Origin of the sequence: Streptomyces sp. NPDC101191, assembly GCF_044767915.1 — a bacterium.
Taxonomy (GTDB): Bacteria; Actinomycetota; Actinomycetes; order Streptomycetales; family Streptomycetaceae; genus Streptomyces.
This window is the reverse complement of the sequence record NZ_JBIWOU010000004.1, coordinates 132123-145050: the sequence shown is the minus strand read 5'-3', so window position 1 is coordinate 145050 and position 12928 is coordinate 132123. Positions and strand designations below refer to the sequence as shown.

At 73.0% G+C, this 12928-nt stretch carries 8 protein-coding genes; 7 read left to right on the top strand and 1 reads right to left on the bottom strand.

Annotated elements, in window-relative coordinates; genetic code table 11:
• Positions 1-101: 101 nt before the first annotated feature.
• Positions 102-1313, top strand: a complete 1212-nt coding sequence (gene ftsY / locus ACIRQF_RS17360) for a signal recognition particle-docking protein FtsY (protein WP_376636603.1) — start codon at positions 102-104, stop codon at positions 1311-1313.
• A gap of 90 nt (positions 1314-1403) precedes the next feature.
• On the opposite strand, the gene ACIRQF_RS17355 is transcribed toward ftsY, so the two are convergent.
• Positions 1404-2057 (bottom strand): bifunctional DNA primase/polymerase, encoded by a 654-nt coding sequence (locus ACIRQF_RS17355; RefSeq protein WP_382486851.1) that lies wholly within the window; start codon positions 2055-2057, stop codon positions 1404-1406.
• Positions 2058-2492: 435 nt separating this feature from the next.
• Here ACIRQF_RS17355 and ACIRQF_RS17350 point away from each other — a divergent pair, with 435 nt between their 5' ends.
• The 6 genes from ACIRQF_RS17350 to ftsH all read left to right on the top strand — a co-directional run bounded on the left by ACIRQF_RS17350 (position 2493) and on the right by ftsH (position 12734).
• Entirely contained in the window at positions 2493-3965 is a 1473-nt protein-coding gene (locus tag ACIRQF_RS17350; RefSeq protein WP_376636599.1) for a hypothetical protein, read from the top strand.
• Between the two features lie 466 nt (positions 3966-4431).
• Positions 4432-5775, top strand: coding sequence for an ammonium transporter (locus tag ACIRQF_RS17345; protein ID WP_376636597.1), 1344 nt, complete (start codon positions 4432-4434; stop codon positions 5773-5775).
• Positions 5772-6110: a P-II family nitrogen regulator gene (locus ACIRQF_RS17340; RefSeq protein WP_128977495.1), complete on the top strand. Its 339-nt coding sequence runs from the start codon at positions 5772-5774 to the stop codon at positions 6108-6110. The genes ACIRQF_RS17345 and ACIRQF_RS17340 overlap by 4 nt, the downstream gene beginning before the upstream one ends.
• 25 nt (positions 6111-6135) lie before the next feature.
• On the top strand, positions 6136-8583 hold the full coding sequence (locus tag ACIRQF_RS17335; RefSeq protein ID WP_404093064.1) for a [protein-PII] uridylyltransferase: 2448 nt from the start codon (positions 6136-6138) through the stop codon (positions 8581-8583).
• Positions 8584-9066: 483 nt separating this feature from the next.
• Positions 9067-10620, top strand: coding sequence for a signal recognition particle protein (ffh, locus tag ACIRQF_RS17330; protein WP_376636593.1), 1554 nt, complete (start codon positions 9067-9069; stop codon positions 10618-10620).
• A gap of 194 nt (positions 10621-10814) precedes the next feature.
• On the top strand, positions 10815-12734 hold the full coding sequence (gene ftsH, locus ACIRQF_RS17325) for an ATP-dependent zinc metalloprotease FtsH (protein ID WP_376636591.1): 1920 nt from the start codon (positions 10815-10817) through the stop codon (positions 12732-12734).
• The last annotated feature ends 194 nt before the right edge of the window (positions 12735-12928 follow it).

Below are 12928 nucleotides of genomic sequence, written 5' to 3'. Positions count from 1 at the left end.
TCGTACAGATGTGGGGGAAGCCCCCACTTTACGTGCAACGCCGACCGCCCCCGCGCGAGCTGCTCCGCCCCCGGCGCCTCGTGGCCGATACTGGACGGGTTATGGAACTCATCCTTGCTGTAGTCATCGCTCTGGTCGTCGCGGTCGCCGTGACCAGCGGCCTCGTGATCAGCGGTCGCAAGAAGAAGCAGCTGCCGCCGGCCGAGCCGCCGTCCACCACGCCGACCATCACCGCTCCGCCCGCCGAACCGCACGTCGGCGACGAGGCGGAGACACCGCGGGAAGAACCACGCCGCACCGTCGAGGAGGTCGACCTCCCCGCCACCGAGGCCCCGGCCGCGGAGCCGGTCGTCGAGGCGGCCCCCGAGGCCCCCGCGATCGAGGTGCCCGAACCGACCGCCGGCCGTCTCGTACGGCTCCGGGCCCGGCTCGCCCGCTCCCAGAACTCGCTCGGCAAGGGGCTGCTCACGCTCCTGTCCCGCGAGCACCTCGACGAGGACACCTGGGAGGAGATCGAGGACACCCTCCTCACCGCCGACGTCGGCGTCGCCCCCACCCAGGAACTGGTCGAGGCGCTGCGCGAGCGCGTCAAGGTGCTCGGCACCCGCACCCCCGACGAGCTGCGCGGCCTGCTCCGCGAGGAGCTCGTCGCCCTCCTCGGTCCCGACTTCGACCGCTCGGTGAGGACCGAGAGCCCCCAGGACACCCCGGGCGTCGTCATGGTCGTCGGCGTCAACGGCACCGGCAAGACCACCACCACCGGCAAGCTCGCGCGCGTGCTCGTCGCCGACGGCAAGTCCGTCGTCCTCGGCGCGGCCGACACCTTCCGTGCCGCCGCCGCCGACCAGCTCCAGACCTGGGGCGAGCGCGTCGGCGCCCGCACCGTGCGCGGTCCGGAGGGCGGCGACCCGGCGTCGATCGCCTTCGACGCGGTCAAGGAGGGCATCGCCGAGAAGGCCGACGTCGTCCTCATCGACACCGCCGGCCGGCTGCACACCAAGACCGGCCTCATGGACGAGCTCGGCAAGGTGAAGCGCGTCGTCGAGAAGCACGGCCCGCTCGACGAGATCCTCCTCGTCCTGGACGCCACCACCGGCCAGAACGGCCTCATCCAGGCCCGCGTCTTCGCCGAGGTCGTCGACATCACCGGCATCGTCCTGACCAAGCTCGACGGCACCGCCAAGGGCGGCATCGTCATCGCCGTCCAGCGCGAGCTGGGCGTCCCGGTCAAGCTGATCGGTCTGGGCGAGGGCCCGGACGACCTGGCCCCGTTCGAGCCGGGCGCCTTCGTCGACGCCCTCATCGGCGACTGACCCGGACACCGACCGCCCACACCCGGCGCGTACGAGAAGGGCCCCTGCCGCAGCTCAACGGCAGGGGCCCTTCTCCGTGACCGGACCCGGTCAGCAGTGCGTGCGGTGGCAGATGTAGGCGAGCGTCCCGAGCAGCAGCCGGGCCTCCGGCGGCGCCCCGGCCGTGTCCAGCGTCGGCGGCCGCAGCCAGTTCACCGGGCCCAGGCCGGCCAGGTCCGAGGGCGGAGCGGTGATGTGCGCCCCCGCGCCCAGGCAGTCCAGGTCCAGATCGGCGTCGTCCCAGCCCATCCGGTAGAGCAGCTGCGGCAGCTCCGCCGCCGCGCCCGGAGCCACGAAGAACTGCGCCCGGCCCGCCGGCGTCACGCACACCGGGCCCAGCGGCAGGCCCATGCGCTCCAGCCGGACCAGCGCGCGGCGGCCCGCCGCCTCGGCGACCTCGATCACGTCGAAGGACCGGCCGACCGGCAGCAGCACGGCCGCCCCCGGCAGGCGCGACCAGGCCCTGGTCGCGTCGTCGAGGCCCGCGCCCGCCAGGACCGGCTCGGCGAAGGCCAGCGGATGCGCCCCCGGAGCCGTACAGCCGGGATCGCCGCAGGAGCAGCGCCCCGCGACCGCTCGTGCCCCCGGGACGACGTCCCAGCCCCACAGTCCCGTGTACTCGGCCACCGCTGTGCACTCCGTGGTGCGTGCGCGGCGGCGTGCGCCGGACCGCATCTCACGAATGCCGCCGATCGTGAAGCCCATGCCCCCTCCAACGGGTCGAGCGCGCCGGTGGTTACGGACCGGAGGTCCTCCGTCACGATCCGCCACCACCGGCGGGGTGCGGCCCTCGCCGGGGGAGTGCGGTGGTGTGGCCGGTGGTGCGGACCGTGGCGCGCGCCTCTTCGCGCTCCGGTTCGCCGAGCCTGGTCCGTCGCATGTCAAGTGAATCGCGTTCCGTGCGTGGCGAGTTCATTCGAAGGGGTGGCGAATGGTGGCGTTTCTTGAAACGCCATGCACGGACGGGTGATCGTAGGATTACCTTCGGTACACGAACCCGGGGCCGCATCGCACGCACGGGTATGCCGGAGGCAAGCCGGTTTTCCGTTCGAAGGAGTACAAACACCGGACGGACGCCGAGGAACAGGGCATCCTGGCAGGGGTTCGCGCAGGCGACATCAGGTGGATGGAGGCGTTCCAGTGGGCGGCAACGGCGCAGACGGTACGACTGCCGGCAAGCGCCCGAACGAGCAGCTGAGCTCGTGGTTCGTGCGCAGCGGCTGGTCGAAGGGCGAGCTGGCGCGCCAGGTGAACCGCCGGGCCCGCCAGATGGGCGCGCACCACATCTCCACCGACACCTCCCGCGTGCGCCGCTGGCTCGACGGCGAACAGCCCCGCGAGCCCATCCCGCGGATCCTCTCCGAGCTGTTCTCCGAGCGCTTCGGCTCCGTCGTCGCCATCGAGGACCTCGGTCTGCGCACCGCCCACCAGTCGCCCTCCGTCTCCGGCGTCGACCTCCCCTGGGCCGGCCCCCAGACCGTCACCCTGCTCAGCGAGTTCTCCCGCAGCGACCTGATGCTCGCCCGCCGCGGCTTCCTCGGCTCCTCCCTCCAGCTCGCCGCAGGGCCCGCCCTCATCGAGCCCATGCAGCGCTGGCTGGTTCCCACTCCGGTCGGCGAGGCCACGCCCGGGGCGCCCGGCGAGGAGCGGCGCTCCCACCGGCTCTCCGCCGTCGAGCTCGACCTGCTCGAGTCCACCACCGTCATGTTCCGCCAGTGGGACGCCCAGTGCGGCGGGGGACTGCGCCGCAAGGCCGTCGTCGGCCAGCTCCACGAGGTCACCGACCTGCTCCAGGAGCCGCAGCCCTCCGCCACCGCCCAGCGCCTCTTCCGCTGCGCCGCCGAACTGGCCGAGCTGGCCGGCTGGATGAGCTACGACGTGGGGCTCCAGCCCACCGCCCAGAAGTACTTCGTGCTCGCGCTGCACGCCGCCAAGGAGGCCGGCGACAAGCCCCTCGGCTCGTACATCCTGTCCTCGATGAGCCGCCAGATGATCCACCTCGGCCGGCCCGACGACGCCCTCGAACTCATCCACCTGGCCCAGTACGGCAGTCGGGACTGCGCCACCCCGCGCACCCAGGCCATGCTGTATGCGATGGAGGCCCGCGCCTACGCCAACATGGGCCAGCCCTCCAAGTGCAAGCGGGCCGTGCGGATGGCCGAGGACACCTTCGCCGACGTCGGTTTCGACCGCGAACCCGAGCCCGACTGGATCCGCTTCTTCTCCGAGGCCGAGCTCAACGGCGAGAACTCCCACTCCTACCGCGACCTCGCCTACGTCGCCGGACGCTCCCCGAGCTACGCCTCGCTCGCCGAACCGGTCATGGAGCGGGCCGTCGAACTCTTCGAGAAGGACCCCGAGCACCAGCGTTCCTACGCCCTCAACCTCATCGGCATGGCCACCGTCCACCTCCTCAAGCGCGAACCCGAGCAGTCCGTCGTCCTCGCCGAGAAGGCCCTCGGCATCGCCCGCAAGGTGCGCTCCGAGCGGGTCAACACCCGACTCCGCAAGACCGTCGACACCGCGGCCCGCGACTTCGGCGACGTCGCCGAAGTCGTCCACCTCACCGACCGGCTCACCGCCCTGCTCCCCGAGACGGCGGAGGCCGTCTGAGACCGGCGCACCCGCGCCGCCACCGACGCCGGCCGCGCCGGCCGTCCCGTAAACCCCGATCGGCTCCCCCGCCGCAAGGACACACGGACGGCCGACGCGGCCGGTCCTCTGTGTGCGGCCGGTGGGGCGGAGGGCGGCCGCCCGCCGGTCCGGCCGGGGGCCCTGGTGGCTCAGCGGCCGGTGGTGCGCCCGAAGCGGCGCCGTTCCCGGAGGCGGGGGCGAGCGCCGGGGCGGTCCGCCGCCGTGCGGCCGCGATCCGGGGATGGTACGCCCGTTACCGCACCGTGACCCTGCCGTTCACGGCCACGTAACACGCCCCGTCCCTTCGTCACTGCGGCGAAACATCGAGCGGCATCGGCGGAAACCGCGCTGCGCGAATCTCTGGCGCATAACCGGCCACCCCTCATGGCCGAGCCGCTCCCGGCCGCCGCCCCGCACAGGCCGTACCGACGACGAGGAGACGCCGATGGCAGCAGCCATCACGACCCTGGCAGGAGACGCGCCCACGCTGTCCTCCGCCAACACCGGGTTCATGCTCATCTGCTCCGCACTGGTCATGCTGATGACCCCCGGCCTCGCCTTCTTCTACGGAGGCATGGTCCGCGTGAAGTCCACCCTGAACATGCTGATGATGAGCTTCATCAGCCTCGGGATCGTCACGATCCTGTGGGTGCTCTACGGCTTCAGCGTCGCCTTCGGCACCGACTCCGGCTCGCTCTTCGGCTGGTCCTCCGAGTACGTCGGCCTCAGCGGCATCGGCCTCACCGAACTGTGGGACGGCTACACCATCCCGGTGTACGTCTTCGCCGTCTTCCAGCTGATGTTCGCCGTCATCACCCCGGCCCTCATCAGCGGCGCCCTCGCCGACCGCGTCAAGTTCACCGCCTGGGCCCTCTACATCACCCTGTGGGCGAGCATCGTCTACTTCCCCGTGGCCCACTGGGTCTGGGGCACCGGCGGCTGGCTCTTCGAGATGGGCGTCATCGACTTCGCCGGCGGCACCGCCGTCCACATCAACGCGGGCGCGGCGGCCCTCGGCGTCATCCTGGTCATCGGCAAGCGCGTCGGCTTCAAGAAGGACCCGATGCGCCCGCACAGCCTCCCCCTCGTCATGCTCGGCGCCGGCCTGCTCTGGTTCGGCTGGTTCGGCTTCAACGCCGGCTCGTGGCTCGGCAACGACGACGGCGTCGGCGCGGTGATGTTCGTCAACACCCAGGTCGCCACCGCCGCCGCCATGCTCGCCTGGCTCGCCTACGAGAAGCTGCGCCACGGCTCCTTCACCACCCTCGGCGCCGCCTCCGGCGCGGTCGCCGGCCTCGTCGCCATCACCCCGTCAGGCGGCTCCTGCTCCCCGCTCGGCGCCATCGCCATCGGCGCGATCGCCGGCCTGCTGTGCGCCATGGCCGTCGGCCTCAAGTACAGGTTCGGCTACGACGACTCCCTCGACGTCGTCGGCGTCCACCTCGTCGGCGGTGTCGTCGGCTCCCTCCTCGTCGGCCTCTTCGCCACCGGCGGCGTCCAGTCCGACGCCAAGGGCCTCTTCTACGGCGGCGGCCTGGACCAGCTCGGCAAGCAGGCCGTGGGAGTCTTCTCCGTCCTGGCCTACTCTCTGATCGCCTCCGCGATCCTCGCCCTCGTCATCGACAGGACGATGGGCATGCGGGTCAGCGAGGACGACGAGATCTCCGGCATCGACCAGGTCGAGCACGCCGAGACCGCGTACGACTTCAGCGGAGCCGGCGGCGGCATCAGCTCGCGCACCACCGCAGCCGCCCCCGCCCCGACGCAGAACACGAAGGTGGACGCATGAAGCTCATCACCGCGGTCGTGAAGCCGCACCGGCTCGACGAGATCAAGGAGGCCCTCCAGGCCTTCGGCGTCCACGGGCTGACGGTCACGGAGGCCAGCGGCTACGGCCGCCAGCGCGGCCACACCGAGGTCTACCGGGGCGCGGAGTACACCGTCGACCTCGTCCCCAAGATCCGCATCGAGGTCCTCGTGGAGGACGACGACGCCGAACAGCTCATCGAGGTCGTCGTGAAGGCCGCCCGCACCGGCAAGATCGGTGACGGAAAGGTGTGGAGCGTCCCGGTCGAGACCGCCGTACGGGTCCGCACCGGCGAACGCGGACCGGACGCGCTGTAGCGCGGGACTTGTGAGGAGCCGCCGGGTGACGAGCCCTGACGTGAAAACGGACACTGAAGATTCGGGACCCGGCGGTTACGCGGCGGCCCGGCTGCGCCTTCTCACCGAGAAGGCGCGGTCCGGGCCGCCGCGCCGTACCGCCCTGGCCCGCCTCACCGACGACTGGCTGGCCGGCTTGTGGGCGGCCGCGGGGGCGCCACCCGGCACGGCCCTCGTCGCCGTCGGAGGCTACGGACGCGGCGAGCTCTCCCCGCGCAGCGACCTCGACCTCCTCCTGCTGCACGACGGCAGCGCCGACGCCGGCGCCGTCGCCGCGCTGGCCGATCGCCTCTGGTACCCCGTCTGGGACCTCGGCCTCGCCCTCGACCACTCCGTGCGCACCACCGCCGAGGCCCGCAGCACGGCCGGCGAGGACCTCAAGGTCCAGCTCGGCCTCCTCGACGCCCGGCCCGTCGCCGGCGACACCGGCCTCGCCGCCGCCCTGCGCACCACCGTCCTAGCCGACTGGCGCAACCAGGCCACCCGCCGGCTGCCCGAACTCCACGCCCTCTGCCGCGAACGCGCCGAACGCTCCGGCGAGCTCCAGTACCTCCTCGAACCCGACCTCAAGGAGGCCCGCGGCGGGCTCCGCGACGCCCAGGCCCTGCGGGCCGTCGCCGCCTCCTGGCTCGCCGACGCCCCCCGCGAAGGACTGGACGACGCCCGCCGCCGCCTCCTCGACGCCCGCGACGCCCTCCACCTCGCCACCGGCCGCGCCACCGACCGGCTCGCCCTCCAGGAGCAGGACGCCGTCGCTGCCGAACTCGGGCTCCTCGACGCCGACACCCTGCTCCGCGAGGTCTACGAGGCCGCCCGCACCGTCTCGTACGCCTCCGACGTCACCTGGCGCGAGGTCAACCGGGTCCTCAGGGCCCGCTCCGCCCGGCCCCGGCTCCGCTCCCTCCTCGGCCGCTCCGGTGCCACGAAACCGCCCGTCGAACGCACCCCGCTCGCCGAGGGTGTCGTCGAGATGGACGGCGAGGTCGTCCTCGCCCTCAGCGCCCGCCCCGAACGCGACCCCGTCCTGCCCCTGCGGGCCGCCGCGGCCGCCGCCCAGGCCGGCCTGCCGCTCTCCCTGCACGCCGTCCGCCGGCTCGCCGCCGCCGCGAAGCCGCTGCCCGTGCCCTGGCCCGCCGAGGCCCGTGAGGAACTCGTCACCCTCCTCGGCGCCGGCGAGCCCACCGTCCCGGTCTGGGAGGCCCTGGAGGCCGAGGGCCTGGTCACCCGGCTGCTGCCCGACTGGGAACGCGTCCGCTGCCGCCCCCAGCGCAACCCCGTCCACACCTGGACCGTCGACCGGCACCTCGTCGAGACCGCCGTCCGTGCCGCCTCCCTCACCCGCCGCGTCCACCGGCCCGACCTGCTCCTCGTCGCCGCCCTCCTGCACGACATCGGCAAGGGCTGGCCCGGCGACCACTCCGTCGCCGGCGAGACCATCGCCCGCGACATGGCCACCCGCGTCGGCTTCGACCGCGCCGACGTCGCCGTCATCGCCACCGTCGTCCGCCACCACCTGCTCCTCGTCGAGACCGCCACCCGGCGCGACCTCGACGACCCCGCCACCGTCCAGTCCGTCGCCGCCGCCGTCGGCACCCTCGGCGCCCTGGAACTCCTGCACGCCCTCACCGAGGCCGACGCCCTCGCCACCGGCCCCGCCGCCTGGTCCACCTGGCGCGCCTCCCTCGTCGCCGACCTGGTCAAACGCGTCGCCGGCGTCCTCGCGGGGGAGGAGCTCCCCGACCCCGAGGCCGCCGCGCCCAGCGCCGAGCAGGAGCGCCTCGCCATCGAGGCGCTCCGCACCGGGGAGCCGGTCCTCGCCCTGCACACCGAGCCGGTCGTCCCCGACGGCTCCGGGGACCCCGAGCCCGTCGGCGTCGAACTGCTCGTCGCCCTGCCCGAGCGGCCCGGCGTCCTGCCCGCCGTCGCCGGCGTCCTCGCCCTGCACCGCCTGACCGTCCGCGCCGCCGACCTGCGCGCCATCGCCCTGCCCCTGGAGCTCGGCGACGGACCCGTTCTCGTGCTCGACTGGCGGGTCGCCGCCGAGTACGGCTCGCTGCCCGAGGCCCACCGGCTGCGCGCCGACCTCGCCCGGGCCCTCGACGGCTCCCTCGACGTGCCGGCCCGGCTCGCCGAGCGCGACGCCGCCTACCCGCGCCGGCGCGGGGTGCAGGCCCCGCCGCCCCGTGTCACCGTCGCCGCCGCCGACTCCCGCCTCGCCACGGTCCTGGAGGTCCGCGCCCAGGACGCGCCGGGTCTGCTCCACCGCATCGGCCGGGCCCTGGAGGGCGCCGAGGTCCGCGTCCGCAGCGCCCACGTCTCCACGCTGGGTGCCAACGCGGTCGACACGCTGTACGTGACCCGGCCGGACGGCTCGCTGCTGGCCCCGGAGGAGGCCGCGGGGCTGGCGAAGACGCTGGAGGAGGCCCTGCGCTGACCCGCCGGGCGCCCGGCGGGGGCTCGCCGGGTGTCTGGCGGGGGCTCGCCGGGCTGCCTGGCCAGGAGGGTCTGGGGTGCCTGCCCTCGACCGGCTGGGTGCCTGGCCACGTGCGGCCGGGTGTCCGGACGCGGCCGGCCGGGGTGCCCCGCGATGAGCGGCCGGGGGGCCTGGCCTCGACCGGCTGGGTGCCTGGCCAGGAGGGGCTGGGGTGTCTGGCCGCGGCCGGCTGGGTGCCTGGCCACGTGCGGCCGGGTGTCCGGACGCGACCGGCCGGGGTGCCCGGCCACGCGCGGCTGGGGCGCCCCGCCACGCGCGGCCGGGGTGCCTCGCGACGACCGGCCGGGGTGCCCGTGACGAGCTGCTTGTGCGCCCCGCCCTGACCAGCCGGATCGACCGGCCGCGACCGGCCAGGGCACCCGTCTTCCCGGGCCGGATACCCTTGGGTGACTGCCCGCCCCGACCCGAGGAATCGCGACCACCGTGTTCGATACGCTTTCCGACCGCCTCAGCGCGACTTTCAAGTCCCTCCGGGGTAAAGGCCGCCTCTCCGAACAGGACATCGACAGCGCGGCCCGGGAAATCCGTATCGCCCTCCTCGAGGCCGATGTCGCGCTCCCGGTCGTCCGCGCGTTCATCTCCCGCGTCAAGGAGCGGGCGCTCGGTGCCGAGGTCTCCAAGGCCCTGAACCCCTCGCAGCAGGTCATCAAGATCGTCAACGAGGAGCTCATCGGCATCCTCGGCGGCGAGACCCGCCGTCTGCGGTTCGCCAAGACCCCGCCGACCGTGATCATGCTCGCCGGTCTGCAGGGTGCCGGTAAGACCACCCTCGCCGGAAAGCTCGGCCTCTGGCTCAAGGGTCAGGGTCACACCCCGCTGCTCGTCGCCTGCGACCTGCAGCGCCCCAACGCCGTCAACCAGCTCTCGGTCGTCGCCGACCGCGCCGGCGTCGGCTTCTACGGCCCGCAGCCCGGCAACGGCGTCGGCGACCCGATCCAGGTCGCCAAGGACTCGATCGACTACGCGCGCACCAAGCTGCACGACGTGGTCATCGTCGACACCGCCGGCCGTCTCGGCATCGACGCCGAGCTGATGCAGCAGGCCGCCGACATCCGCGACGCGGTCTCGCCCGACGAGATCCTCTTCGTCGTCGACGCCATGATCGGTCAGGACGCCGTCAACACGGCGGAGGCCTTCCGCGATGGCGTCGGCTTCGACGGTGTGGTGCTCTCCAAGCTCGACGGCGACGCCCGCGGCGGTGCCGCGCTCTCCGTCGCGCACGTCACCGGCAAGCAGGTCATGTTCGCCTCCAACGGCGAGAAGCTGGACGACTTCGACGCGTTCCACCCGGACCGCATGGCGTCCCGCATCCTCGGCATGGGCGACGTGCTCTCGCTTATCGAGAAGGCCGAGCAGACCTTCAGCCAGGAAGAGGCCGCCAAGATGGCCTCCAAGCTGGCGTCCAAGAAGGGCCAGGACTTCACCCTCGACGACTTCCTCGCCCAGATGGAGCAGGTCCGTCGGATGGGGTCGATCTCCAAGCTCCTCGGCATGCTGCCCGGCATGGCGCAGATGAAGGAGCAGATCAACAACATCGACGAGCGAGAGGTCGACCGCGTCGGCGCCATCATCAAGTCGATGACCCCGGCCGAGCGCCAAGACCCGACGATCATCAACGGCTCGCGCCGCGCCCGTATCGCCAAGGGTTCCGGTGTCGAGGTCAGCGCCGTCAAGGGCCTGGTGGAGCGCTTCTTCGAGGCGCGCAAGATGATGTCGCGCATGGCGCAGGGCGGCGGCATGCCCGGCATGCCAGGGATCCCGGGCATGGGCGGCGGCCCCGGCCGGCAGAAGAAGCAGGTCAAGCAGGCCAAGGGCAAGCGCAAGAGCGGCAACCCGATGAAGCGGAAGGCCGAGGAGGAGGCAGCCCAGGCGAAGCGCGAGCAGGCGCAGGCCGGCGGCGCCTTCGGTCTGCCGGCGGCGGGCCAGGGCCCGGGCGACTTCGAGCTCCCGGACGAGTTCAAGAAGTTCATGGGCTGACACCGGGGCTGGCACACCGGGGCTGACACCCGGGTCCGACACCTGGGTCCGACACCTGGCAGGACAGCGGCTCCACGGAGGGGCCCGGGGCGGTGCGAAACCGCCCCGGGCCCCTTTCGTCCGCCCGGACCACCCGTAATGCCGGGTATGTTCCGCTCTTCGATACTGGGGCCACAGCTGCCCGAGGAGAGCCCGTGGCCAACCCCGTACCCCCGCGCGACCGGACCGACCAGCCCTGGCGCTCGGAAGGGGCCCCGCCGCCCCCGCCGGCCCGGAAGAGGATGCCCGGCGGCTGGGGCGGGCTCATCCTCACCGCGCTCGTCGTGTACCTGATCGCCAACCTCGTCCTGTCCTTCTTCAACGAGAAGGACGGGCCGACCATCTCCTACACCGAGTTCGACAAGCAGGTCGCCGCCGGCAACGTCACCAAGATCTACTCCAAGGGCGACGCGATCCAGGGGCAGCTGAAGAACAAGCAGCCCGTCCCGAACGGCGACGGCGACTACACCAAGTTCACCACCCAGCGGCCCGCCTTCGCCGACGACCAGCTGTGGGCCCAGCTCACCAAGAACAACGTCACCGTCACCGCCGAACCCGTCGTCCAGGAACGCAGCTTCCTCGCCAACCTGCTGATCTCGCTCGCCCCCATGCTGCTGCTCGTCGTCCTGTGGGTCTTCATCGCCCGGCGGATGAGCTCCGGCATGGGCGGCGCCGGCGGCATGCTCGGCCGCAAGGCCCCGCCCAAGCCCGTCGAGCTGGAGGGCGTCAAGCGCACCACCTTCGAGGACGTCGCCGGCATCGACGAGGTCGAGGGCGAGCTCAACGACGTCGTCGACTTCCTGAAGAACCCCGACGCCTACCGCGAGATGGGTGCCAAGATGCCCCGCGGCGTGCTGCTCGCCGGACCCCCGGGGACCGGCAAGACCCTCCTCGCCCGGGCCGTCGCGGGGGAGGCCGGCGTGCCGTTCTTCTCCGCCTCCGCCTCCGAGTTCATCGAGATGATCGTCGGCGTCGGCGCCTCCCGGGTGCGCGAGCTGTTCGCGGAGGCCCGCAAGGTCGCCCCCGCGATCATCTTCATCGACGAGATCGACACCATCGGGCGGGCCCGCGGCGGCGGCGCCGGCATGGGCGGCCACGACGAGCGCGAGCAGACCCTCAACCAGATCCTCACCGAGATGGACGGCTTCACCGGCTCCGAGGGCGTCATCGTCCTCGCCGCCACCAACCGCGCCGACGTCCTCGACCCCGCCCTCACCCGCCCCGGCCGCTTCGACCGGATCGTCCACGTCAACCCGCCCGACCGCGGCGGTCGCGAGGCCATCCTCAGGATCCACACCCGGCAGATCCCGCTCGCCCAGGACGTCGACCTCGAACACGTCGCCAAGACCACCCCCGGCATGACCGGGGCCGAACTCGCCAACCTCGCCAACGAGGCCGCGCTCCTCGCCGTCAAACGCCAGCAGAAGGCCGTCTCCCGGGCCGATCTCTCCGACGCCCTGGAGAAGGTCCAGCTCGGCGCCGAACGCCCGCTGGTCATGCCCCTCGAAGAGCGCCGCCGCACCGCGTACCACGAGGGCGGCCACGCCCTCCTCGGCATGCTCCAACCCGGCGCCGATCCCGTCCGCAAGATCACCATCGTGCCGCGCGGGCGCGCTCTCGGCGTCACCCTCTCGACCCCCGAGTCCGACAAGTACGCCTACACCGAGGACTACCTGCGCGGCCGGATCATCGGGGCGCTCGGCGGCATGGCGGCGGAACAGGTCGTCTTCGGAGTCATCACCACCGGTGCCGAGAGCGACCTGGAACAGGTCACCAACATCGCCCGCGGCATGGCCGGCCGCTGGGGCATGAGCGAACGCGTCGGCCGCCTCACCGCCATCCCCGGCGACGCCCAGCAGGCCTACGGACTCTCCGCCGCGCCCGCCACCCTCGACACCGTCGACGAGGAGATGCGCCGCATCGTCGACGAGTGCTACGAGAGCGCCCTGCGCCAGCTCCGCGACCACCGCGACAAACTCGACGCCCTCGCCGAGGCCCTCCTCACGAACGAGACCCTGGAGGAGGCCGAGGCGTACCGGGCGGCGGGGATCACCCGGCCGGCGAAGGAGACGTAGGGGTACGGGGGGCACGGGGGCACGGGGGCACGGCCCGCACCCGGGGCCGGGGCGACGCCCGCCCGGGCGCCCCTGGCCGGTCCGGGGTGGCGAGGTGCGTCCAAGCCGACGGGCCGCCGGGGTGGCGCTGCCCGTTGGTGAAGGCGTGGGCCGCCGGGGTGGCGTGGTACGTCCGTGCCGACGTGGGCCGCCGG